Annotated in this window: 22 protein-coding genes; 7 read left to right on the forward strand and 15 right to left on the reverse strand. The window is 64.2% G+C overall.

The window, feature by feature from the left end:
* Positions 1 to 157 precede the first annotated feature (157 nt).
* Positions 158 to 556: a VOC family protein gene (locus HDG32_RS03600; RefSeq protein ID WP_184063251.1), complete on the reverse strand. Its 399-nt coding sequence runs from the start codon at positions 554 to 556 to the stop codon at positions 158 to 160.
* Between the two features lie 177 nt (positions 557 to 733).
* Here HDG32_RS03600 and HDG32_RS03605 point away from each other — a divergent pair, with 177 nt between their 5' ends.
* On the forward strand, positions 734 to 1,783 hold the full coding sequence (locus HDG32_RS03605) for a S1C family serine protease (RefSeq protein ID WP_184063254.1): 1,050 nt from the start codon (positions 734 to 736) through the stop codon (positions 1,781 to 1,783).
* 207 nt (positions 1,784 to 1,990) lie between these two features.
* Positions 1,991 to 3,145: a Fic family protein gene (locus HDG32_RS03610; RefSeq protein ID WP_260335514.1), complete on the forward strand. Its 1,155-nt coding sequence runs from the start codon at positions 1,991 to 1,993 to the stop codon at positions 3,143 to 3,145.
* Between the two features lie 325 nt (positions 3,146 to 3,470).
* On the opposite strand, the gene ggt is transcribed toward HDG32_RS03610, so the two are convergent.
* From ggt to HDG32_RS03640, 6 genes are all read right to left on the reverse strand, one after another.
* Entirely contained in the window at positions 3,471 to 5,216 is a 1,746-nt protein-coding gene (gene ggt, locus HDG32_RS03615; protein WP_184063260.1) for a gamma-glutamyltransferase, read from the reverse strand.
* 35 nt (positions 5,217 to 5,251) lie between these two features.
* Complete coding sequence (locus tag HDG32_RS03620; protein WP_184025626.1) at positions 5,252 to 6,655, reverse strand: MFS transporter; 1,404 nt, start codon at positions 6,653 to 6,655, stop codon at positions 5,252 to 5,254.
* Between the two features lie 139 nt (positions 6,656 to 6,794).
* The gene (locus HDG32_RS03625; RefSeq protein ID WP_184024855.1) at positions 6,795 to 7,559 is read right to left on the reverse strand and encodes an NTP transferase domain-containing protein; all 765 of its coding nucleotides are present in this window, start codon (positions 7,557 to 7,559) and stop codon (positions 6,795 to 6,797) included.
* A gap of 28 nt (positions 7,560 to 7,587) precedes the next feature.
* Positions 7,588 to 8,664: a lysylphosphatidylglycerol synthase domain-containing protein gene (locus tag HDG32_RS03630; RefSeq protein ID WP_184063263.1), complete on the reverse strand. Its 1,077-nt coding sequence runs from the start codon at positions 8,662 to 8,664 to the stop codon at positions 7,588 to 7,590.
* Positions 8,661 to 9,476 (reverse strand): 2OG-Fe(II) oxygenase, encoded by an 816-nt coding sequence (locus HDG32_RS03635; RefSeq protein ID WP_184063265.1) that lies wholly within the window; start codon positions 9,474 to 9,476, stop codon positions 8,661 to 8,663. The genes HDG32_RS03630 and HDG32_RS03635 overlap by 4 nt, the downstream gene beginning before the upstream one ends.
* The gene (locus HDG32_RS03640; protein WP_184063268.1) at positions 9,473 to 10,174 is read right to left on the reverse strand and encodes a CDP-alcohol phosphatidyltransferase family protein; all 702 of its coding nucleotides are present in this window, start codon (positions 10,172 to 10,174) and stop codon (positions 9,473 to 9,475) included. The genes HDG32_RS03635 and HDG32_RS03640 overlap by 4 nt, the downstream gene beginning before the upstream one ends.
* A 240-nt stretch (positions 10,175 to 10,414) precedes the next feature.
* Between HDG32_RS03640 and HDG32_RS03645 the strand changes: the two genes are divergently transcribed.
* Positions 10,415 to 10,846: a hypothetical protein gene (locus HDG32_RS03645; RefSeq protein ID WP_184063271.1), complete on the forward strand. Its 432-nt coding sequence runs from the start codon at positions 10,415 to 10,417 to the stop codon at positions 10,844 to 10,846.
* A 176-nt stretch (positions 10,847 to 11,022) separates the two neighbouring features.
* Here HDG32_RS03645 and HDG32_RS03650 read toward each other — a convergent pair whose 3' ends face one another.
* Complete coding sequence (locus HDG32_RS03650; protein WP_184024828.1) at positions 11,023 to 11,544, reverse strand: hypothetical protein; 522 nt, start codon at positions 11,542 to 11,544, stop codon at positions 11,023 to 11,025.
* A gap of 865 nt (positions 11,545 to 12,409) precedes the next feature.
* Between HDG32_RS03650 and HDG32_RS03655 the strand changes: the two genes are divergently transcribed.
* Positions 12,410 to 12,919, forward strand: a complete 510-nt coding sequence (locus HDG32_RS03655; protein ID WP_184063274.1) for a hypothetical protein — start codon at positions 12,410 to 12,412, stop codon at positions 12,917 to 12,919.
* Between the two features lie 149 nt (positions 12,920 to 13,068).
* On the forward strand, positions 13,069 to 13,581 hold the full coding sequence (locus HDG32_RS03660; protein WP_184063278.1) for a metal-dependent hydrolase: 513 nt from the start codon (positions 13,069 to 13,071) through the stop codon (positions 13,579 to 13,581).
* A gap of 52 nt (positions 13,582 to 13,633) precedes the next feature.
* Here the strand turns inward: HDG32_RS03660 and epsC are convergent, their stop codons facing one another.
* Both epsC and HDG32_RS03670 read right to left on the reverse strand, forming a co-directional pair.
* Positions 13,634 to 14,560: a serine O-acetyltransferase EpsC gene (epsC, locus tag HDG32_RS03665; protein ID WP_090807303.1), complete on the reverse strand. Its 927-nt coding sequence runs from the start codon at positions 14,558 to 14,560 to the stop codon at positions 13,634 to 13,636.
* A 147-nt stretch (positions 14,561 to 14,707) separates the two neighbouring features.
* Complete coding sequence (locus HDG32_RS03670) at positions 14,708 to 14,941, reverse strand: hypothetical protein (RefSeq protein WP_013092363.1); 234 nt, start codon at positions 14,939 to 14,941, stop codon at positions 14,708 to 14,710.
* Positions 14,942 to 15,270: 329 nt separating this feature from the next.
* Between HDG32_RS03670 and HDG32_RS03675 the strand changes: the two genes are divergently transcribed.
* Both HDG32_RS03675 and HDG32_RS03680 read left to right on the forward strand, forming a co-directional pair.
* On the forward strand, positions 15,271 to 15,723 hold the full coding sequence (locus tag HDG32_RS03675; protein WP_184024819.1) for a DUF3005 domain-containing protein: 453 nt from the start codon (positions 15,271 to 15,273) through the stop codon (positions 15,721 to 15,723).
* A gap of 143 nt (positions 15,724 to 15,866) precedes the next feature.
* Positions 15,867 to 16,472, forward strand: coding sequence for a short chain dehydrogenase (locus HDG32_RS03680; RefSeq protein WP_184024817.1), 606 nt, complete (start codon positions 15,867 to 15,869; stop codon positions 16,470 to 16,472).
* A 3-nt stretch (positions 16,473 to 16,475) separates the two neighbouring features.
* On the opposite strand, the gene araD is transcribed toward HDG32_RS03680, so the two are convergent.
* From araD to HDG32_RS03705, 5 genes are all read right to left on the reverse strand, one after another.
* Entirely contained in the window at positions 16,476 to 18,212 is a 1,737-nt protein-coding gene (gene araD, locus HDG32_RS03685; protein WP_184063281.1) for an L-arabinonate dehydratase, read from the reverse strand.
* A gap of 31 nt (positions 18,213 to 18,243) precedes the next feature.
* A complete protein-coding gene (locus tag HDG32_RS03690; protein WP_184063284.1) occupies positions 18,244 to 19,185 on the reverse strand; it encodes an ABC transporter permease in 942 nt (313 codons plus the stop codon).
* Positions 19,185 to 20,072: an ABC transporter permease gene (locus HDG32_RS03695; protein ID WP_018423602.1), complete on the reverse strand. Its 888-nt coding sequence runs from the start codon at positions 20,070 to 20,072 to the stop codon at positions 19,185 to 19,187. Before HDG32_RS03695 ends, HDG32_RS03690 begins: the two co-directional genes overlap by 1 nt.
* Complete coding sequence (locus tag HDG32_RS03700) at positions 20,069 to 21,148, reverse strand: ABC transporter ATP-binding protein (RefSeq protein ID WP_184063287.1); 1,080 nt, start codon at positions 21,146 to 21,148, stop codon at positions 20,069 to 20,071. Before HDG32_RS03700 ends, HDG32_RS03695 begins: the two co-directional genes overlap by 4 nt.
* A gap of 170 nt (positions 21,149 to 21,318) precedes the next feature.
* A complete protein-coding gene (locus tag HDG32_RS03705) occupies positions 21,319 to 22,488 on the reverse strand; it encodes an extracellular solute-binding protein (protein ID WP_184024804.1) in 1,170 nt (389 codons plus the stop codon).
* Between the last annotated feature and the right edge of the window lie 132 nt (positions 22,489 to 22,620).

A 22,620-nucleotide genomic window follows, 5' to 3' on the forward strand; every position in this document is an offset into this window, starting at 1 on the left:
CTCTCCTCGCAACAGGAATGGGATGGTGCGCGGCGGCTAGCGCGACGCGGTCGCGTTCGATTATCGAAGCGCGAGGTGTCAGCCGTGTTACCGCGTGGGCGGCCGCTGCACATGCGTGGTAACCCCATGATAGCGAGTTTTGCCCCGACTTCCGCCGCTAGGGCAGCGGCCGCGCGAAGCTCAGTTCGTGGCCGTCCGGATCGGTGATATGAAAATAGCGCTCGCCCCACGGCGCATCCGACGGCGCGAACGTCGGCTGCAAGCCTGCCGCCACCGCCCTGGCATGGAACGCGTCGACGTCCGACACGTAGATGATCACGCGCCCCCACCAGTTGACCGGCGCGCGCGCATCGGCGATCAGGTTCAAATACGAACTGCCGAACGCGAACGACGTGAAGGCCTCGCGCGGACCGCCGAACTTGAGCGGGAAGCCGAGCGCTTCGTAGAACGCGACGGCGCGCTGCATGTCGCTGGTGGCGAGCGTGATCGCACAGAGCGACTCGATGCGTGGACCCGGCTGCGGGGATTGCGGCGCTGAAGCGTTAGATGCGGACATGAACAGGGTCTCCGTGGCGCGAGCGAGCGGCGAGCGACGGCCCGCCCGGGAAAGTGTCTCACGGGCAGTGGCCACCGGTCTGGCGGCGCGGCCGGGACGCCGCCCACGCCCCCGGGATGCACTTGAAAACTCGCGCAGCGCCCCGCATCTCGGAGCCCGTCTATCCGGAGCATCGTTATGGGAAGCCGCCCACGCTTCATCGATGACCTGTCGAGCGCCGCATCCGACGCCCCCGGGCCCCAATCCACCGACCTTTTGACCCACGACGACGACGCGCTGCTCGACGCCTACTCCCGCACCGTGATCGGTGCACTGGAGCGCGTGCAGCAGGCGGTCGCGTTTATCGCCGTCGAACGCCGGCTGCCCGGCGACGCGTCCGCGCATGGGCGCGGCGCGCGCGGCGGCACCGGCTCGGGCTTCCTGTTCACGCCCGACGGCTACCTGCTGACCAATAGCCACGTCGTGCATGGCGCGACGCATATCCAGGTGACGCTGGCCGACGGCGCGAAGTTCGACGCCGATCTGGTCGGCGACGATCCCGGCAGCGATCTCGCGGTGCTGCGCATCGGTTCGCCGGAACCGCTGTCACATGTCGAACTCGGCGAATCATCGAAGCTGCGCGTCGGGCAGATCGCCATTGCGGTCGGCAACCCGCTCGGGCTGCAACAGACCGTGACGACCGGCGTCGTTTCGGCGCTCGGCCGGTCGCTGCGCTCGAACTCCGGCCGCATGATCTACGACGTGATCCAGACCGACGCGGCGTTGAATCCGGGCAACTCGGGCGGACCGCTGATCAATTCGGCGGGTCAGGTGATCGGCGTGAATACCGCGATCATTCCTGGCGCACAGGCCATCTGTTTTGCGACCGCGATCGATACCGCGAAGTGGGTCATCATGCAGATCTTCGCGCACGGTCGCGTGCGACGCGCGTATATCGGCGTGGCCGGCACGACGACGCCGGTGTCGCGGCGCGTGCAGCGCTACTTCGGGCTCGGCACGCAAAGCGGCGTGCGCGTGATGGAGATCGTCAAAGGCAGTCCGGCGGCGCTCGGCGGCTTGCGCACCGACGACACGATCGTCGCGATCGACGCGCAGCCGGTGCAGGATGTGGATGCACTGCAACGCACGCTCGATGCTTCGCGTATCGACAAGCCGGTCAACGTGACGGTGTTGCGCGGCGCGCAGCGGGTGGAGTTGACGGTGACGCCGGTGGAGCAGGCAGGGTGATGGGGGGATTGCCGGGGACTGCGGGGTGAACAGTCAGGCGCCATCCTACCGCAAACCCTACATTAGACTCTACAAGAAATAATTAAAATCCTTATAAATCAATTTATTGAACGATATAATAAACAACATATAACTCTACATCAAACCCTACAATCCGCCATGACGACCGTCGTATCGTTCGAACCCTTGTTTCCTGAGGACCGTGTATTGGATCCGCTGATCGAGCGCACGACCGAACTCGTCGACTCATCGCAAAAGCTCCTTGCCGTAAGCGGGACGCCATTGGCCGCGGCGCTCGTCCCGCAATTGCGTGCGATGAATTCGTACTACACAAATAAGATCGAAGGCCAGCACACCACGCCCGCCAGGATCGAGGCCGCTCTCAAGCGCGACTATTCAGCTGACGTCGCCGAGCGCAAAAAGCAGCGCCTTGCGATGGCGCATATTGCAACGGAATCCTCGCTCGAAGAAGAGTGGGATTTGCTTGCGACGCCCGCCCTGTTCGAGCCCGCACGACTTACGGCCATTCATGAGCGATTTTTTTCCTATTTACCGGTCGCTGAGAGATTTACCAGCGAGGGCGAACCGATCGTGCCGGGCGAACTTCGCAAATCGGACGTCACCGTGGGCCGGCATCTCGCGCCAGAACCTGAAATGATCGCGCCATTGCTCGATGCATGGGCCAAGCGATATGCGCGCCTACGGATCAAGGACCATCAGTTGATCGGCATCGCCTGCTCGCATCATCGGTTGGCATGGACTCACCCGTTCGCAGACGGCAATGGCCGGGTGGCACGTCTGCATTCACATCTCGCTTTACGATCGGCCGACTTGACGCATGGCCTATGGTCTCCGCTTCGCGGTCTCGCACGCGAACATGAGCTGTACTACGCAAGATTGAGCGAAGCCGACCAGACGCGCCGCAATGACCTCGATGGCCGAGGCAATCTATCCCAGGAAGGCCTGGTGCGTTTCGCGCGGTTCTTTCTCGATTGCTGCCTGGACCAGGTAAGCTTTATGGTTCGCATGACCGAGTTCGATGGCATTGCAGATCGCCTGCTCGATCTATTGCGTTACCTCGATTCGAATCCGTGGATGATCGGCTCCGAAAAATCGGTGATCAAACCGGAGGCCTCGGCACTGGCGATGGAGTTTGTGGCGACGCGGCGTGCAGTCAGCCGCGCCGAATTCAATCAGATACTTGGCGTTACTGATGTTCTGGCTCGCCGGATTACGCGCTCTCTACTTGATATTGGACTGCTCGACTCGCCTTCCCATCGCGGCAATCTCTCGTTCGGACTCCCATTGAAAAGTCTTCGATTTCTATTCCCGAGACTATGGCCCGAAGTCGATCAGGACTAGGGTCTGTTTACATATGGAACGCACGTGCGAATGCCCGCTATCGGCCGCAGGGCAAGGAGTAAGGAGCGCTGCGTGGCCGCGCCACGTGAGCGACGCACGACGCCGCCATGCGGCCGATAGCGGGCATTCCCCTGGAATGGAATTCAGAACTGGGGTTGCCGCGAGAAGGGCCGCTCGCTGCGTCATGCTCCTTGCGAATACGTCGAGTATTCGCGGCGTCGCAATCCTTGCGAGCGGCCCTTCTCGCGGCAACGCACGTGCGTTCCATATGTAAACAGACCCTAGGCTTATCGTCGAAGAGAATGGCTGCAACCGGCTCTCCTCCCTACCGAACCACCCGCGTCACCCCTCGCCCGCGCGGATCGGCCGCCGCCTCCGGCTCGTCCCCATCGATCCTGATCACCTGAACATCGCCGGTGAATTCCTGCCCTTCCAGCTTGTAGCCCTTCGCCTCGAGCTGCTGCGCGAGTTCGCCCTCGATCGGCTTGTACGGCTCCGAATAGATCGTATTCGGCGGCAATAGCTGGTGATGGAAACGCATCGCGGCGAGCGCATCCGGCAACGGCATGTCGAAGTCGTAGATGTCGTTGATCACCTGGAAGATCGTCGTGAAGATCCGCGATCCGCCCGGCGTGCCGATCACGAGCGCGACCTTGCCGTCCTTCGTCAGAATCGTCGGCGCCATCGACGACAACGGGCGCTTCTTCGGCTCGATCGCATTCACGTCGCTGCCGACCACATCGAACATGTTGGCGGCGCCCGGCTTCGCGGAGAAGTCGTCCATCTCGTCGTTCAGCGCGATGCCTGCCCGATCCACCACGACGCCCGAGCCGAACGCGCCGTTCAGCGTGTACGTGTTCGACACCGCGTTGCCCCATTTGTCGACCACCGAAAAATGCGTGGTCTCCGCCTTCTCCGGCATCGAGGTCCCGAGCCCCGGCTGAATGCTCTTCGTGTCCGACGGCATATTCGGATCGACCTCTGCCGCGCGCTTGGCCAGATACGGATCGTCGATCAGTTGCGCGACCGGCACCTTGTAGAAATCCGGGTCGCCGAGATACTGCGCGCGGTCCGCGAACACGCGCTTCTCGAGCTCCGCGATCAGATGCACGTATTGCACGGAATTGAGCGGCACGTTCTTGAACTCGGGCGCGATATCGGCCTTCATCTTCAGCAGTTGCACGAGCCCGACGCCGCCCGAACTCGGCGGCGGCGCGGTGATCACGCGGTAGCCGTTCCAGTTCGCCTGCACCGGCTCGCGCCAAACCGCCTTGTACTGCGCGAGATCGGCCTTCGTAATCAGGCCGTGGCCGCGCATCGAAGCGGCGATCAGATCCGCAGTCTTGCCCGTGTAGAAATCTCTCGCGCCCTGATCGGAAATACGCTGCAGGACCGCGGCAAGGTCAGGCTGCCTGAAGGTGACGCCCTGCTTCAGATTGCCGAAGTAGGTGTCGAAATTGGTCTTGCCCGCGAAGTTCTTCGCCACATCGTCGCGCAGCTTCTGCAGTTGCGGGGCGACCATGAAGCCGTCGCGCGCATAGTGAATAGCCGGCGCGAGCACCTGCTGCCATTTCAGCTTGCCGAAACGGCGCTGCGCTTGCCATATGCCGTCGACGGTGCCTGGCACGCCCACCGCGCGATAGCCGACCAGGCTCATGCCTTTGATGATCTCGCCCTTGTCGTCGAGATACATGTTCTTCGTCGCGGCGAGCGGCGCGCGCTCGCGATAGTCGAGGAAATACGGCTTGTTGTCGACGTACAGCGTCATGAACCCGCCCCCGCCGATGTTGCCCGCATCCGGGAACGTGACCGCAAGGGTGAAGGCGATCGCGGCGGCCGCATCGACCGCATTGCCGCCTTCGTTGAAGATCTGCTCGGCGGCATCGGCGCTGTATGAGTCCGGCACCGCAATCGCCGAACCGGCAAGCACGGCCGGTTGCGTCTTCGCGGGCGCTTTCGCGACAGCAGGCGCCGCCTCGAGAAACCCGGTTGAAACGCAGAGGATTGCAATCAGGGCAAGACCGCTGATCGAAGCACTGGTTGAAGCTTTGACGTTGCGAAACAAGTTCATGACCTCCTCATCGACGACGACATCCGCATGATGGCTTACGCGCGCCCGCGACGGCCGCGCGAGATCTCATCGCCCGCGTCTCGCGGCAGCCGCCGCGTAATCGGAATCGACAGGCACGAGAACAGACCGACGACGAGAAACGCCGGCCAGAAATCGGAGAACACGATGTTCGGATGCCCTTGCACACGATGCGAAATCTGCAGCACGATGCCCGAGATCGTCACGCCGAGGCCGAGCGACATCTGCTGGATGACGCTCGCGACACTCGTCGCGCGGCCGACGTCGCTGCCCGGAATATCCGCATAGGCCAGCGTATTGAGCGACGTGAATTGCAGAGAAGGAAAGAAGCCGCCCACCAGCACGATGCACCAGATCACCCAATGCGGCGTGCCGGGAAAGAACAACCCGTACACGGCGATCGCGAGACCCGCGCACGCGGCGTTGACCATCAGCACGGTACGAAAGCCGAAGCGTTCGAGAATGCGCGACGCCACCGTCTTCATGAAAATCGAACCGAACGCGGATGCGCACGTGATCGCGCCGGCTCTGAACGCGGTCATGCCGAGCCCTTCCTGCAACGCGAGCGGCAACAGGAACGGCACGGCGCCAAGACCGATCCGAAACAGCGAACCGCCGATCACGCTCGCATGAAAACTTGGAATGCGCAGCAAACGCAGATCGAGCACCGGCAGCGCGACGCGGCTCGCGTACAGCGCATAAAGCAGCAGCAACACGATGCCGGTCACGCACATGCCGACCGATTGTCCCGTCGACACCAGTTCGCCGCCGACCAGCGAGAGCCCGAGCATGAACAGCGAAGCCCCGCTAGCCGACAGCACGAAGCCGAGCCAGTCGAGCCGGCCCGGATGCGGCTCGCGCGTATTGGCGATGTACTTGTTGGTGAGCCAGATGCCGAGCAGGCCGATCGGCACGTTGATCACGAAGATCAGACGCCAGTGCAGATAGGTGGTGATAAAGCCGCCGAGCGGCGGCCCGACCACCGGACCGAGCAACGCCGGCACCGTCAGATAGTTCATCGCGCGAATGAACTCCGACTTCGGCAGCGACCGGAAGATGATGATGCGGCCCACCGGCACCATCAGCGCGCCGCCGATGCCCTGCACGAAGCGCGCGAGCACGAAGGTAACGAGCGAAGTGGAGGCCGCGCACAGCAGCGAGCCCGCCATGAAGATGCCGATCGCGGTGCGGAACACGGTGCGCGAACCGAAGCGGTCGGCGACCCAGCCGCAGATCGGGATAAAGACGCCAAGGCCGATCACATACGCGGTGACCGCAAGCTTCAGCGTGATCGGATCATGACCGAGGTCGCGTGCCAGAACCGGCAGCGACGTCACGATGACCGTGCCGTCCACGTTTTCCATGAACATCGCGCACGCGACGATCAGCGGAACGATGAAAGCGCCTAAAGCGAGCAGCATTGTCATGGCGACGGGCGGCCAGCCATCAATGGAAAGCGTCGATTATGGCATCGCGGCGACAACAAATGTTGTCGCGCGAGGGGATTTTGCCGTGTGCCATCGCGCGCTGCCGTGCATCTTCGCGCGCGGCACGGACGCCTCAGCGCGATGCGCTGACGAGCGGCTGCAACTGCGGCAGGATCTCGTTGGCGGCGCGCGCGACGTCGTTCGGAAAGTCGATCTCGATCCACGGCGCGCCGCTCACCTCGGCCGTGTCGAACACCTGGCTGCGCTCGAGCAGCAGGTCACGCACCGCCTCTTCGTGCGGCATGTTCGCGCGGCCGCTGTCGATATAGCCCGCGACGATCTGCGTGAAGCGTCGCGCGGTTTCCTCGCGGAAGCGGAAGAAGCCGACCGACTCGCCGATCGTGTCGTACTCCAGATTGACCGCGAGCTGCTTGCGCAACTCGACCGGCACGCCGTCCTTCAGGCACAGCTTGACGGGCTCGTCGCCCGCTTCGAAATCGCGGTCGATCAGCAGACGGTTGACCGACTCGCCCGCCACCAGCGCGCTCAGGATGCGCTCGTCGTACAGCACGTCGGCGTCCATCAGCAGCACGTCGCCGCCGCGCGTCAACGCGTCGGCAACGGTATGCACGGTCAGCACGCTGCCCAGATCGAAGCGCGGATTGAGCACGGTCTCGACCTTGTGCGGCCAGTCGATGCGCGCGAGTTCCGCCTGCACGGATTCCGGCTGGAAACCGAGCGCCAGCACGACGTCGGTCACGCCGGCGGTTTCGAGCATCTGCAGATGCCGTTCGAGCAGGCTCATGCCGTCGAACTGCAACAGGCATTTCGGAAACTGGGCTTGCGGCGGCTGCTGGAGACGCAGGCCGAGGCCCGCTGCGAGAATGATTGCGCGCATGCGCGGTCCTTTGAAAAAAGTACGGAGGTCAATCGGCAACCGGCACACGCCGTGGAGCGCGCCGCCGTTGCCAGCTTCGTTCGCTGAAGTGCAATACAAGCAGGCCCGGCAGGCCCAGCAGGAGTTCACGCGCACGCTTGGCGAGCGACAACGCCAGCGCCGCGTCGGGCGGCAAACCCACCAGCGGCGCGAGCAGCAGATAGCCGCCCTCCTGCACGCCGAGCGAGCCCGGAATCATGAAGGCCGCGCCGCGAATCGCCTGGCCGATGCTTTCCAGCAGCAGCGCGTCGATCCAGCCGACCGGATGACCGAGAAAACGCAGCGCGAGCCATACCTCGGCCGTGCCGACGACCCATCCCACGAGGCTCAGCGCAAAGCTCGCCGCCACGCGGCCGCGCTCGCGGTACAGCGACTGCACGGCGGCATCGACGGCTTCCGCGCGCGTCATCAGCGACGACCAGTCGCGCTTGCCGAACACCTTCGACACCACGCCCAGCAGCCGGCCGAACAGACCGCGCCGCTGCGCGAAGTAGAACGCGGCGATCAGCGCGCCGAGTACGCCGGTCGCAATCAGCGTTGCGGTGCGCAGGTCGTGCAGCGTGCCGTGCGCGGCGTACGCGCCGAACATCGCGAGGCCACCGAGCGCGAACACGATTTGCGCGAGCGCCTGCCAGGTCGTGCTGACGGTGATCGCGGCGGCCGCGTCGCGCAGCAGCATGCCGCGCTGCGACAGTTGACGCACCATCACCACCGGGCCGCCGATCTGCCCAGCGGGCAGCAGGCTATTCACCGACTCGCCGATCCAGCGCGCGGACAGCGCATCGCGCAGCGAGGGTTCGGCTCGTGCAGCGCTAGTCGGGCGGCTGGTTGCACCGCTTGCCGGACCTTCATGCGCACCGTCACGCGAGGGGTGGTCGCGCCTGAACAGCACGGCGATCGCAGCCGCATCGAGCACGAGCGGCACCACGTGGAACGCGGCGACGACCGCGAGCCCCCAGCCGGCTGCGAGCAAGGTCGACGCCACCGAGCCGAAGCCCTGCCAGGCGAGCAGGCCGACGAACAGCGCCGAGCCAATCGACAGCAGAAGCAGGGCCGCCCGACTCACGCGGCGTCCTTGCCGCGCGACGCCATCTGACGGAACACCTGGCGGAAACCGAAGTACGCGATCGCGTCCTTCATGTTGGAAACGAAGCGGCGCCATGGCCGCATGTTGGGATCGGTGACGTATTCGAACGTCAGCGACACACGCATCTCGTTCGGCCCGGCCGGCGTGATGCGATGACGCAGCTTGTCGCCATCGAAAAACACGAGGCCGCCCGGCGGAATCTGCACCGAGCCCGGCTGGTCCGGCACCTCCGGATTGCGCGTATGCAGTTCGTAGTCGAGCCGGCACGACGATTCGTCGATTACGCCGAGCAGCAGCGTGTAGCGGCGTCCGTCGTAATACGAAGTATCGTAGTGCCAGCCGATATGGTCGCCGGGGCGCGTGTAGTAGTAGAGCGCGTAGGCGTGCGGATCGTCGGCGGGCGACACCTGCAACTGGTCGCCGCTAAGCTGCTCGAGCCAGCCGATCAACTCCTTCGAGCGATACAGCTCGGCGATGAACGGCGCCAGACGGTCGATCGTATGGCGGCTGACACTGCCGCCCTGCTTGTGACCCGGCAGATAGTTGCGGTTCACTTCGTCGAGCAGCGCGCGCGCGCTGTGTACCAGCTGCGCGGTCACTTCCCGCGCGAGGAACTCGTCCAGATACAGAAACGCGTCCTGCGCGGCGAAGTCTTTACGCAGACGCGCGTTGTCGAACGTGCGGGTACGGCTCGCGACCGCGCGGTCGGCATCGGGCGCGGGCGTGAGCGCCGCCACGGGCGTGCCTGACGACACGCGCGCGATCACGTCGTCTTCGGCGTGCAGATTCATTTGCTGGCCCGCTGTTGACGGGATTCAGACGCGCTGGCGGCCTTGGCCGTCGGGCGAGCGCTACGGCGCGCGACGCGCCAGTAGTCGATCACCACCCATACGGCGAACAGCGGCGCGCCGATCGACGCGACCACCACGAACGGCGCGACGACATTCGTCAGCGTGACGATGGGCAGCAGGTACAGCACGTCCTCGGTTTCGAAGCCCCCCATCGATGCCTGCTTCGTGCCGGCCTTGCCGACCATTTCCTCGATCCGCATGCGCAAAAAGAAGATCAGGGCGACCGCGACACCAGCCACCGCGCCGAGCACGCCGGGCGCGAGCTTCAAAACGTCGATCTGCGCGCCGCCGACACCGATACCCATGCCGACGAACAGCATCACGGTCACGAGCGCATCACAGGCGAGGTCGTAAAAATGACCGATGCGGCTCGACTTGCCGCCCACTCGCGCGAGTTCGCCGTCCGTGTGATCGACGAAATTCGACAGGACGATCAGCAGTGCGCCCGCATTGGCCCACGCGAATCCCCCGTGCGCAAGGCACAGCGCGCCTGCGACGCCGATCAGCAGGCGCAGCGTGGTCAAATGGTTCGGGGTGACCCAGGTGTCGACTAGCGGTGTCACGAGCCGGCGGGCGAGCCGGGCGTCCCACGTACGCGGCGGCGGAACGTTGATTGGAGGTCGGGGTTGCGAAGTCATAAGGCGGAAATATATACGGGATTCTGAAAGCTTGCTGTTATGTCATACGTTTCTCTGCAATTTGCAAATGCCGTTCGTGTGTCCGTCACAAAGCGGAATTCACCGAATCGCTGTACAGTGCGAATCCAGTTGTGCCAGTCACGCGGAATCTGTTCGATGTGCAGCACCGCTCGTGCCCTCCGGGGGATGGCGCAGTGGTTGCTAATCCACGACATCGACTGTTGACGCCCGCCTACGCTCATGAACCGTCTCCTTGTCCCTCTGCTGTTTGCCGCCGCCGCCGCGCTGCCCCTTTCCTCGTTCGCCGTGGAGCTCGACGCGCCGCTGACATGCAATGAGAGCGGCCACCAGTTCATTGCCGATCTGATGCAGCAGCAGCTGATCAAACCGAAGCCAAGTCACGTCGAAAGCAACTCGATCAACGCGTTTTCGCCGATGCCCGATGTGCATCTGACCGCGTTCGGTTTCCGCGTATTCGCGGTGGTAGGCTTCGAAAAGGACGACCCGATGTTCCGGGTCGGCGACGGCGAACCGGTCGCCCAGTCCGCGTATGGCGCGGTCGTGTTCGGCAGCGACGACAATGTTAAAAGCGCGCTTGAAAACGCCGGCAGCACGGCGATCGTGCATCACGTCGCGCCGCTCATCACCGCGATTTTCTGCAAGCGCAGATAGGGTTTGGCGAGACGTCGTATTCGACCGTTTCGCCACGATCGTCGATATTTTCGACCACGAGCCAGTTCGAGTGGCCAGTGACATAGCAGCGCCGCTCTGCCAGCTGCGCCATGATCGCCGGCAGTGTCAGCGACCAGTGGATCCGATCACGACGCAACCGCGCCTACAACCGCCACTTACCCCGGCCGACGAAACTCGTTTGCCACCCACGCCGCGGCGCTCGCCTTGCTGAGCTTGAACGTCGGCGCAACCTGCACTTGCGCGATCTGCTCGCCGAAAATATCGAGCGCGCTCAACAGTGCGTACGGCTCGTCTTCGTCGGGAACGATGTCGAGCGTGATGTCGAGTTCGTCGTTGCCGTCCGCGCTCGGCACGCGCACCGTCTTGTGGAGTTGCGCGCGCAGTTGCTGCTCGTGACGACGCAGCACTTCCGCCGCGGTTTTCACGAGCGTGTTGAACGCCGATACGTCGAGCGGCTTCGGATCCTTCTTGTTGCGGCCCATCGTCCACGGTCCGACGAGCGCAGGCTCCGCCTCGCCGTCCTTGATCATTTCGACGGCCCAGCCTTCGTCGTCTTCGTTCTTGATGATGCGCGCGGTCCAGCCGTTGTCGCGCCACAGACGTTCTTCATGCACGCTGTCGTCCGGTCCGAGGAACTCGGCATTCGTGTCGGTCGAGGGAAAGGGCGTGTCGGTCATCACAGGTTCACTCACTTCGCGGGGCGCACAAACAGATTTCGAACCCGCGATTCTACCTGCCCAGCCGCTTGGCCCTGCTCGCTCTGACGAACGGACAAGGCGCGTTCGGAACGGCGCCGCCGCTCAACGCGCAAAAAGTTATATTTACCTACGCGACGATGTATAAATCCGCTTTAAATTTCAGATAAAAAAACGCGGCCCGAAAGCCGCGTGTAAAAATGAAAAAGACACCCTTTGGTCGAAGGGGTCTATCAAAATTATAAGTGGCATCCACCCTCGATTTAAGGCTTTCTTCGAAAGACTGCATTGCGCAAAACCGTGGGAATCAGCGCAAACGGCCTCGTCCGCTTTCCCCTCGTGCTCGCCGCGAGGCCTTGAGCCGTTACCGCCCGACAACAGCCCGTGACTTGACAGCGCGTCCCGCCATTCATCGTTAAAAATAATTTCCTTTTGCAGACCTGCACTTACGCGATTAATTCACATAATCCCGGATTCGAAAATAGACCGTTGTAAGGCGCGCAATTAAATATCCGCATAGCGGCAATTACACTTCGCTGCGAATCGACAGTCACCGGCGCGCAAGCAGCAACTTTCGCTCGAATGCCGATTCGGCGCGAACGTCGCGGCGATCAATACGCTTGCGCCGTCGTCGACCGGCAACCAGGTCGCCGCGGCAGTCGGTCTGCGGCATCGCTTCTGACGGCGCTTCTCACCACGCTTTTCATGCAGGCATTGCGCCGCGCGGCCATCCCCGCGTGGCGCGGTCGAACCCACGCGACACGATCACGTTCGGGTATTTTCATGGGCCTTACGGTTTGCCGTCAGACCAATAAACGCATGGCCGCGCTAGTGACGACGTCGACACATGCTCGGTATACTGCCCCGGCCGCCGTGCGACGCCGCGAAACCTCGCCGCCCGCACGGCAGCTTCGTCGCGAAGCATCGCGCTGTACGTCAGCGCATCGCGCTTCGCCCGCGCCTCACCTTCCCATGCATGACCGGGAATGCCGACGATCGGATCATGAAAAGACTTCTCCTGCTTGCCCCAGTTGTCGCCCTCACCGCCACCCTCGCCGCTTGCGGTTCATCGGGCGGCCCCGCGCGCGACGCGTCCGCACCGCTCGTGTACGTGTCGTCGTCACGCACGCCTGCGTCCATCGCCGCCTGCCTCGAAGAACGTCTGCCGCGCGTGCGCACCTCGCACGCCGGCGCGGCGACCGAACTTGCGGTCGGTGCCGATTCGCACAACTCGTACTTCGTCACGCTGACCCCGCTCAACGGCACCACGGTCATCAAGGTCGTGCATCCGGCCAATGCGCCCGACGATCCGCCCGAAGAGGAGATGCGCTTCGATATCGCGCGCTGCGCGACCTGAGCGGCGCGGCGCGCTTGAACGCCGTGCGCGTCATGCACGGAAGGCCGGTGCGCGAATTTTTATCTCGCGCATCGGCTATTTTTTTACGCGCCCATCTGCGAACATAGCCGCCCTTTGTTTTTCGCGCGGCACGTGTGCCGCGAGTTTCGATGGCATCCAGCAAAGCGCATCATGCGACCGGTTTCGCAGCCGGCATCATCGCGGCGGCGATCGTCGCGCGCAGCGGCGGCGGTCCGTTTCATGCTGGCGTGCTGCTGAGCTTCATCGCCGGCGTGGCCGGCAGCACCGCGCCGGACTGGCTCGAAGTCGCATGGTGGTCGCGCGCGCGGCGGCTGTGGATCACGCATCGCACGTTGACGCATTGGGGCATCGGCTGGCTCGCGCTGCTCGCGGTGTCGTATCACACGCTCGGACATTCGATCTTCGCGGCGCCCGCGTTCGGCTTCGCGTGCGGCGGCCTGATGCATCTGCTCGCCGACTGGCCGAATCCGCTCGGCGTGCCGTGGATCGCCGGGCGACATTCGTTGAATCTATGGAATAGCGGGCACTGCGATCTGATCGTCGTCGCGGCATCCTGGGCGGCCGCCTGGTTTATCGGCGAGCATGTGTGGCTGCATGGCATGCATGCGTTGCCGTGGTTGCGCCATTGGCCGATCGGCTAGGCGCAGCGCGATGCTATCGGCCCGGCGTGCGGGCGCGGCGGCTAGCCGTGCATCATTGCCGTCCGTTGTCGGTGCGCTCTCCTTCGCGGACCTTGCCTTGCGATACGCTGCTGCCCGGCGGCACGCTATGCGTGAGCCACACGTTGCCGCCGATCACCGACCCGCGCCCGATCGTCACGCGTCCGAGAATCGTCGCGCCCGCGTAGATCACGACATCGTCCTCGACGATCGGATGCCGGGCGTTGCCCTTGATCAGCGTGCCGTCCTCATCGGCCGCGAAGCTCTTCGCGCCGAGCGTGACCGCCTGGTACACGCGCACGCGCTCGCCGATGATCGCTGTCTCGCCGATCACCACGCCGGTGCCGTGATCGATGAAGAAGCTCGGCCCGATCGTCGCGCCCGGGTGAATGTCGATGCCGGTCGCCGAGTGCGCGATCTCGTTGATGAAGCGCGCGAGCAGCGGCACGCCGAGCCGATGCAGCGCATGCGCGAGCCGATGATGCGTCATCGCCCACACGCCCGGATAGCACAGCAGGATTTCGGTGATGTGCTGCGCGGCGGGGTCGCCGGTGTACGCAGCCTGGATGTCGCTGACGAGCAGCGCGCGTATGCCCGCCAGCTGCGTCGCGAACTCGCGCGCCACCGCGAACGCGCGCTCCCGCAATTCGGCGTCCGGCGTCTCGCCGAACTCGGGCAGGAAGCGCAGCGCGCGGCGAATCTGTTCGGCGAGCAGCCGCAACGTGCTTTCGAGCGTGTGGCCGACGTAGTAGTCGACCGTTTCGTCGGTTAGATCGGGCGCGCCGTAATGCGTCGGAAACATCGCGGCGCGCAGACCGGCCACGATATTGACCACCGCTTCGCGCGATGGCAATTCGCGAATGCCGAGCGGATGCCGCGTGCGATGCAATTGCTCGCGCGAGGCGCGCAGGTCGGCGACGATCTGTTCAAGGCCCCAGTTATGGGAAGGCTCGTTGGGCATAAGGGACGGCGCCGTGCGGCGTGCACGGTTCGAAGTGGTTATCGAGCAGAGATTACCGCGTTTTAACGGTGCCCGCCCGGCAGCGCGCGGGTCGGCTCGGATTCATTGCGTCGACGTGCGCTGGCACGCTCGCATCGTTCCCTGACTTCAGATAGTCAGACTGCTCGCGTCGATCCAGCGCACTGCCCAATCGCGCGCGTGCGCGATGGCAGCGGCTTCGTCGGAGAAGCGCAGTTCCGTGGGGAAGAAACGGTTAGCGACCAGTTCGCCGTCGCTCGAGCGCGAGATCACCACATACGGTTGCCAGGAGCCGTCGCCCGAGCGCGCCGGTTCGCAATTCAAAAGATAGCCGCGATGTGTGAATGCAGCATCGAAGTGCATGAGTCACCCGCCCCTGAAGCCCCGTAACATTTTCTCAGTCGCGCGGCCATTTGTTTGTTAGTTTTTCCGACCATGCTGGAACAGCCGGAGCATGCCGCCAATTTATCCGCGCGTCGGTCGCAGGAGTAAGATCATACTCTGTAGAAAATACGCGTCCATTGAAAAAAACCAAATGAATCGCGGACGTCATCGCCATTCAATCGCGAGGCAACGCCACTCGCATCGAAGGATGGCGGACAACGCATCGCGACTCTCGCGCACCGCGGCGCCGTGTCAGTCGGAACGGCTTTTGCTCTTTTCTTCGAATGTCCGCTTCAGGAGAATGCACGATGAATAGCGCGATCAGCAAACCCGAAAACGCCGGTACGAAACCGGACCCGAAGGACCCACGAAGCACGGACCTGCACAACGACCGCACGCACGACAGTACGGTCGACACCGACGGCAAGAACCGCGAAGCGGCCCGTCTGGCGGGCCACGGCGCGATCTCGCCCGACGCGGTCACGACCAGCAATGCGACGCTCGACAACAGCGTGCCCGAGTCGCTCGACGGCATGGCCGGCTTCGACAGCAGGGTCGGCGGCAACCACCTGCTGCTCGCGCTCGAGCCGGGCTACTCGGTGATCGACAAGGGCATGGCCGAGCCGCTCGACGTCTACTCGGCCGACCATCAGTACGACGACCCGCGTCCGGTCGGACAGCGCCACGATCGTGGCCGCATTCACTATGCGCTCAATCATTTGCGGCCTGCGCGCGTAATCGAATTACATCGGGTGAAATAGGCGCGCGCGTATCATCCCTTTATACGCGCGCGTTTGAATTACCGGGTTTATTCCGATTTATCAGGCAATCACGCAGCACGCACTGTTTTATTCTGGTGCGTGCTTTGCTTGGTTTAACGTGGGTTCGTTTAACGGAGTTGCGGATGAAAAGAATCGTCGTCATCGGTGCCACGGGCACGCTGGGCCAGGCGATCCGCGCGGAGCTGAAGGCGCGTCACGAAGTGATCGAGGTGGGCGCGACGCGCGGGCAATATCACGTCGATAGCACGGACCCGGCGAGCGTCGAGCGGCTGTTTCGCGACATCGGCAAGGTGGACGGCGTCGTCACCGCGACCGGCAAGGTGCATTTCGGTCCGCTGGAGCAGATGAGCATCGAGCAGTTCCGGGTCGGGCTGCGCGACAAGCTGATGGGCCAGATCAACGTCGTATTCGCGGCGCTGCCGTATGTGAACGACGGCGGATCGTTCACGCTGACGAGCGGCATTCTGGGCGACGAGCCGATCCCGCAGGGAGCGAGCGCGACGACCGTCAATCTCGCGCTCGAGGGCTTCGTGCGCGGCGCCGCGATCGAACTGCCGCGCGGGCTGCGCATCAACGTGGTGAGTCCGACCGTGCTGACCGAGTCGATGGAAGCTTACGCGCCGTTCTTTCGCGGCTTCGAGCCCGTCAGCGCGCAACGCGCGGCGCTTGCTTATCTGCGCAGTGTGGAAGGGGCGCAGACGGGCCGCGTGTATCGCGTGGGGTATTGAACCTCAGTGAATCTCCGGCTCGCCCGAGCTATCGGGACTCACGCCGCCGCGCTGCAGGAAGTCGAAATCGCAGCCTTGATCCGCCTGCAACACGTGCGCCTGATGCAGGGCGCCATAGCCGCGCTCGAAGCGCGCAGCGGGTTTGACCCACGCGGCCTTGCGGCGCGCGAGTTCTTCGTCCGATACCAGCAGATTCAGCCTGCGGCGCGGCACATCGAGCTCGATCAGATCGCCGCTTCGCACCAACGCCAGCGGCCCGCCGACGAATGCCTCGGGCGCCGCGTGCAGCACGCACGCGCCATAGCTCGTGCCGCTCATCCGCGCGTCAGAGATGCGCACCATGTCGCGCACGCCCTTTTGCAGCAGCTTGCGCGGAATCGGCAGTTGACCCCATTCGGGCATGCCCGCGCCGACCGGCCCCGCGTGCTGCAGCACGAGCACGCAGCTTTCGTCGATGTCGAGCGCGTCGTCGTCGATGCGCGCGGCCATGTCGTCGTAGTCGCTGAACACGACCGCACGGCCCGTATGCACGAGCAGATGCGGCTCGGCCGCGCCCGGCTTGATCACGGCGCCGTCGGGCGCGAGATTGCCGCGCAGCACCGCGAGGCTGCTGTCGCGCAGTAGCGGATTCGTGCGGCGGCGGATCACGTCGTCGTTGAAAATGCGCGCGCCGGCAAGGTTCTCGCCGAGCGTGCGGCCGTTCACGGTTTTCTGCGAGCCGTCGATCAGTTCGCCCAGTTCCGCGAGCAGCCCGCGCAAACCGCCAGCGTAGAAAAAGTCCTCCATCAGATAGGCGCCGGTCGGTCTGATGTTCGCGAGCACGGGCGTGCGGCGCGCGATCTCGTCGAAGCGGTCGAGCGTCAACTCGATGCCCGCGCGCCGTGCAAGCGCGATCATATGCACGACCGAATTGGTCGACCCGGACAGCGCGACACAAGTCGTCACCGCGTTATCGACCGATGCCGCCGTGATCAGGTCCGACGGCTTCAGATCCTCCCACACCATCTCGACGATACGCATGCCGGTTTTCGCGGCCATCTGCGCATGCCGCGAATCGGGCGCGGGAATCGACGCGAAGCCGGGCAGCGTGAAGCCCAGCGCTTCGGCCGCGCTCGTCATCGTCGATGCGGTGCCCATCGTCATGCAGTGACCGGGCGAGCGCGCGATGCCACCCTCGACGCCCTGCCAGTCGTCCGGCGTCAGCGTGCCCGCGCGCAGTTCGGCCCAGTAGCGCCACGAGTCGGAACCCGAGCCGAGCGTCACGCCGTTCCAGTTGCCGCGCAGCATCGGGCCGGCAGGCAGAAAGATGGCGGGCAGATCCATCGAGATCGTGCCCATCAACAAAGCGGGCGTGGTCTTGTCGCAGCCGCCCATCAACACGACGCCGTCGGCGGGATACGAGCGCAGCATCTCCTCGGCTTCCATCGCGAGGAAATTGCGGTACAGCATCGTGGTGGGCTTCTGAAACGGCTCGGACAGCGTCTGCACAGGCAGCTCGATCGGAAAGCCGCCGGCCTGCCAGATGCCGCGCTTCACTTCCTCGACGCGCTGCTTGAAATGCGTGTGGCACGGATTGATCTCGCTCCACGTGTTCAGAATCGCGATGACCGGCTTGCCCGCGTATTCGTCGCGGTTGTAGCCCATCTGCGCGGTGCGCGAGCGGTGGCCGAACGAACGCAGATCGTTCGCGCCGTACCAGCGATGACTACGCAATTCCTCGGGGGTCTTTCTCTTCGTCAACGTCTACTCCACGATTGGCGCCGACCATGCGTCAGCGCCTCTGTTCTTTCACGCGGGACACGATCTGCGTCGGGCTCACGAATTGTAGTGCGATCAGCACCCAGACCAAGGTGATCGCCATATAGATCATCGCCATCGCATCGATCGATTGCGGCGCGCGCACGCCGGTCGAAAACACAGCGTAGTACAACGCGACCACCAGCGTTTGCGTGGCCGGACCGGCCGTAAAAAACGTCAGCTCGAACATGCCGATCGTGCGCACCAGCACGAGCAGCCCCGCCGCCAGCATGCCCGGCACGAGCAGCGGCAGCAGCACGTAACGGAAATAGCGGAACGTGTTCGCGCCGAAAATACGCGCGGCCGCTTCGAGATTCGGATCGATCTGCTCGATGAACGGCGTCATCACGAGAATCACGAACGGCAGCGCCGGTACGAGATTCGCAAGAATCACGCCCCATAGCGTGCCGGCGAGTCCGACCTTGTACATCGCGGTCGCCATCGGAATGCCGTAGGTGACGGGCGGCACCATCAACGGCAGCAGAAAGATCAGCATCGCAAGGCGCTTGCCGCGGAATTGCACGCGCGCGAGCGCATACGCAGCCGGCACGCCGAGCAGCACCGACAGCAGCACGACCGCGCCGACCACCTGCACGGTCACCCACAGCACGCTCGCGAGCTGGAAGTCGCTCCAGGCCTGCGCATACCAGTGCAGCGTGAAGCCTTGCGGCAACGCGGTGCCGAACCAGCGCGTCGCGATCGAATTCACCGCGACGGTCGCAATCAGCAGCACGACGTTGATGAGGAAGAACGCCATCACGGCCCACACCAGCACCTGCCAGATGCGGCCCGGCAGATTCGCGCGCTGACGCGCACGTTGCGCTGGCTCGCGGGCGCCGTCGCCCGGCTGAGGCGCCGCGGAAGCGGAGGTGGACGCGGACCAGTCGGGCTGCGTCGCGCGACGATCGGTCGTCATCAGCCTTTGCCTCCCGTTACGGGACCACGATAGAACCAGCGGCGCGCGCCGAGCAGCGCGGCGACCACCAGCAGTTGCACGAAGCCCATCACCATCGCGATCGCCGATGCGAGCGAATAGTCGTAGCTCTCGAACGCGGCTTCGGCCGCGGCAATCGACATCACGCGCGTCGGACCCGCGGGCGCGCCGAGCAGCACCGCCGACGGAAACACCGAGAACGCCTGCACGAACGACAGACACGCGGCCATCGTGAGCCCCGGCACGAGCAGCGGCAGATAGATGCGGCGAAACTGCTGCCACGGACTCGCGCCGAGCGTCGCGGCCGCGCTTGCGAGCGTCGGGTCGATGCCGGTCACGTACGACAGCGTCAGCAGAAACGCGAACGGAAAGCCCGACACGATCAGCGACAGCAGCACGCCCGTGAAGTTGTGCGTGAGCCGCACCTCTTGGGTGTACAGATGCAGCGCCTGCAACGCCTGCGGCAGCCAGCCGTGCGGACCGAAGTACGTGAGCATGCCGTCGGCGATCAGCACGGTGCCGAGCGTCACCGGGATCACCAACAGCGTCGTGACGATCTTCTGATACCGCGAGTAGCGGCGCAGCGCGAACGCGACTGGCACCGACACGCCGACGTTAATCAGCGTGGCCGGCACCGACAGCTTCAGCGTAACGAGAATCGTCGGCCACATCGACGTGTCGGTAAAGAACGTCAGATAGTTGGCCCACACGCCGCCGCCGTTCATCGGCCGGAACGACAGCGCGAGACCATACGCAAACGGATAGATGAACAGCGCGACGATAAAGAGCAGCGCGGGCGCGACGAGCCAGGCCTTGGCATCGCGCGGCGCGCGGGACGTAAGCGGGGGGACAAGCGTCGGCGTGTTCATGCGGCCTCGGCGTCGTAGACGAGCACGCACGACGGCCGCACGCGCAGCGTGATGCGCTCGCCCTCCGCGCATTCACCGGTCACGCGCGCCCATACGTCGCCGAACGCGGACTTCACGCGCAGCAGCGAATCGTGGCCGCCATACTCGACCGCGTCGATCAGCGCCTCGAACGCGTTGGCGGCGCCGGGCTCGGCGCGCTCCATGTCTTCGGGGCGCAGCGCGACACTCACGCGTTTGCCGTCGAAGCCGGCCATCGGCGTACCGATGAGCCGCACGCCGTTGGCACTGACCACGACGCCATCGCCTTGCATGCCCTCCAGCGTGAACTCGGCGACATTGCGATAACCCATGAAGCGCGCGACATGCAGATTGCGCGGCCGCGTATAGACCTCCTTCGGCCTCGCGACCTGCTGCACGACACCCTCCCTCATCACGACGATGCGATCGGCCATCGACAGCGCTTCGTCCTGATCATGCGTCACGTACAGCGTCGCGCGTTCGAGCTGCGTATGGATGCGGCGAATTTCCGCGCGCATTTCGATGCGCAGCTTCGTATCGAGATTCGACAGCGGCTCGTCCATCAGGATCAGCGGCGGCTCGATCACGATCGCACGCGCGATCGCGACACGCTGCTGCTGGCCACCGGACAATTGGCCGGGCAGCTTGTGCTCATGCCCCGTCAGTTGCACCAGTTTCAAGGCCTCGCGTGCGCGGCGCGCGATCTCGCTTCTGCCGACGCCGCGCATTTTCAGCCCGAAGCCGACGTTCTCCAGCACGCTCATATGCGGGAACAGCGCGTAGTTCTGGAACACCATGCCGAAGCCGCGCTTTTCCGGCGGCAGCACGTCGATGCGCCGCTCGTCGAGCCAGATGCCGCCGCCGGTGAGCGGCTGCAATCCGGCGATGCAGTTCAGCGCCGTCGATTTGCCACAACCCGACGGCCCCAGCAGCGCGATGAACTCGCCGCGCCGGATCGTCAGATCGAGACCCTGCAGCGCGGCGATCGCGTGGCCTTGCGCGTTGGTGAAACTGCGGCTCACCGAATCGAGCCGCAACTGCTCAAAGTGATGCTTCATGGCGGTTTCCTGATCCGCGTGAGGCGACGGATGTCGCGAGTGCCGCGCGTGCGGTGGGCGCGGCGCATCAGGCAGTTAAGCCGAGGCGCGTGATCGCTGAAAACATGCAGCGCGGCGGTACCTCACGCCGCGCTGCGTTTCGCCTCGTTTTCCGTCGCAATGGAGAAGGCCTAACGGGTCTTCTGCGCGCCGATGTCGCTATCCCACTTCCTGAAGGCGGCGACCATCGCTGCTGCATTCAGCGGCAAAGCATGCGGACGATCGGCCAACAACTTCGCGTATTCGGGCCGGCCATACTTTTGCAGTACCTCCTGGCTATGCGCGGGCGCCTGCTCGACGGAGACGCCCTTGATCGCGGGGCCGGGATAGAAGTAGCCGTCGTCGTAGGTCAGCGCCTGCTGCGCGGGCTCCAGCATGAAGTTCATCATTTTGTACAGCACGTCGAGCTTTTCCTTCGGCACGCCCTTCGGGACCACCATGTAGTGCGCGTCGTTGACCCACGTCATGTTGTCGAACGGCTGTACGCGGAATTCGGCCGGCACGATGCCGAGCGCGCGCGGATTGATGTCCCAGCCGGTCACGGTCACGGTCATGTCGCGCGTGCCTTCGCCCAGTTCCTTCATCACCGCCGAGGTGCCGCCCGGATAGTACGGTATGCAGTCGTTCAACTGCTTCAGGAACGCCCACGTCTTGTCCCAGCCGTGCACCGGGTCCTGCGGGTCCTTGTCGCCGAGCACGTAGGGCAAGCCCATCAGGAACGTGCGGCCAGGACCGGAATTGGCCGGCCGCGCGTAGATCAGCTTGTCGGGGTGGGCCTTGCACCATTGCAGCAGTTGCTCGGGTGTCTTCGGCGGATCGCTGACCTTGGCCGGGTTGTATTCGAGCAGCGGACCAGCCGGCATATACGCGACCTCGAGCCCGTAGCCTTGCGCGAGATCCTGCATCTTGCGCGGGCCCGGCGCGTACTTGTCGAGCACGCCGGGGAACTGCGCCGCGTTGTCGGGCAGCAGCTTGATCCACAGGTTCTGTTCGATGCCGGCCGCGAGCGCGTCGGTGCCGGTCAAAACGAGGTCGATGTCGGAGCGGCCCGCGGCCTGCATCGCCTTGATCTTGCCGGGCAATTGCGGCGCGGGCGCGTTCGTGAACGTGATGTTCGCGACGAGATTCGGATTCTTCGCCTTGAACGCCTCGAAGCCCTTCTGCGTGAGTTGAAGATCGCCGGCCACGTCGACGATATTGATCGTGACCGGATCGGCCGCGTGCGCGGCAAGGGTGAACGCCGCGCTCGCGGCGATACAGACGGATACCAGCTTGAACGACAACCTGTGCGAAACAGTCATTGCGTCTCCTCGCTTCTTGGTATGGAAGCCCGCTGGTCGATGCGTTGCGGGCGGTGTCTTTCTACCAAGGGAACATAGCGAAGCGCAACAGCCGATGTCAAGCAAATAGTCGAGAGTGTGAGTCGGGCGAGA

It is taken from the genome of Paraburkholderia sp. CI2 (genome assembly GCF_014201055.1).
In the GTDB taxonomy this organism is placed as follows: domain Bacteria; phylum Pseudomonadota; class Gammaproteobacteria; order Burkholderiales; family Burkholderiaceae; genus Paraburkholderia; species Paraburkholderia tuberum.

What these genes read in the sequence shown, in the direction of transcription:
- HDG32_RS03600 (WP_184063251.1), bottom strand. Translation starts at nt 556, where the DNA reads ATGTCCGCATCTAACGCTTCAGCGCCGCAATCCCCGCAGCCGGGTCCA.
- HDG32_RS03605 (WP_184063254.1), top strand. Translation starts at nt 734, where the DNA reads ATGGGAAGCCGCCCACGCTTCATCGATGACCTGTCGAGCGCCGCATCC.
- ggt (WP_184063260.1), bottom strand. Translation starts at nt 5,216, where the DNA reads ATGAACTTGTTTCGCAACGTCAAAGCTTCAACCAGTGCTTCGATCAGC.
- HDG32_RS03620 (WP_184025626.1), bottom strand. Translation starts at nt 6,655, where the DNA reads ATGCTGCTCGCTTTAGGCGCTTTCATCGTTCCGCTGATCGTCGCGTGC.
- HDG32_RS03625 (WP_184024855.1), bottom strand. Translation starts at nt 7,559, where the DNA reads ATGCGCGCAATCATTCTCGCAGCGGGCCTCGGCCTGCGTCTCCAGCAG.
- HDG32_RS03635 (WP_184063265.1), bottom strand. Translation starts at nt 9,476, where the DNA reads ATGAATCTGCACGCCGAAGACGACGTGATCGCGCGCGTGTCGTCAGGC.
- HDG32_RS03640 (WP_184063268.1), bottom strand. Translation starts at nt 10,174, where the DNA reads ATGACTTCGCAACCCCGACCTCCAATCAACGTTCCGCCGCCGCGTACG.
- HDG32_RS03645 (WP_184063271.1), top strand. Translation starts at nt 10,415, where the DNA reads ATGAACCGTCTCCTTGTCCCTCTGCTGTTTGCCGCCGCCGCCGCGCTG.
- HDG32_RS03650 (WP_184024828.1), bottom strand. Translation starts at nt 11,544, where the DNA reads ATGACCGACACGCCCTTTCCCTCGACCGACACGAATGCCGAGTTCCTC.
- HDG32_RS03655 (WP_184063274.1), top strand. Translation starts at nt 12,410, where the DNA reads ATGCTCGGTATACTGCCCCGGCCGCCGTGCGACGCCGCGAAACCTCGC.
- HDG32_RS03660 (WP_184063278.1), top strand. Translation starts at nt 13,069, where the DNA reads ATGGCATCCAGCAAAGCGCATCATGCGACCGGTTTCGCAGCCGGCATC.
- epsC (WP_090807303.1), bottom strand. Translation starts at nt 14,560, where the DNA reads ATGCCCAACGAGCCTTCCCATAACTGGGGCCTTGAACAGATCGTCGCC.
- HDG32_RS03670 (WP_013092363.1), bottom strand. Translation starts at nt 14,941, where the DNA reads ATGCACTTCGATGCTGCATTCACACATCGCGGCTATCTTTTGAATTGC.
- HDG32_RS03675 (WP_184024819.1), top strand. Translation starts at nt 15,271, where the DNA reads ATGAATAGCGCGATCAGCAAACCCGAAAACGCCGGTACGAAACCGGAC.
- HDG32_RS03680 (WP_184024817.1), top strand. Translation starts at nt 15,867, where the DNA reads ATGAAAAGAATCGTCGTCATCGGTGCCACGGGCACGCTGGGCCAGGCG.
- HDG32_RS03690 (WP_184063284.1), bottom strand. Translation starts at nt 19,185, where the DNA reads ATGACGACCGATCGTCGCGCGACGCAGCCCGACTGGTCCGCGTCCACC.
- HDG32_RS03695 (WP_018423602.1), bottom strand. Translation starts at nt 20,072, where the DNA reads ATGAACACGCCGACGCTTGTCCCCCCGCTTACGTCCCGCGCGCCGCGC.
- HDG32_RS03700 (WP_184063287.1), bottom strand. Translation starts at nt 21,148, where the DNA reads ATGAAGCATCACTTTGAGCAGTTGCGGCTCGATTCGGTGAGCCGCAGT.
- HDG32_RS03705 (WP_184024804.1), bottom strand. Translation starts at nt 22,488, where the DNA reads ATGACTGTTTCGCACAGGTTGTCGTTCAAGCTGGTATCCGTCTGTATC.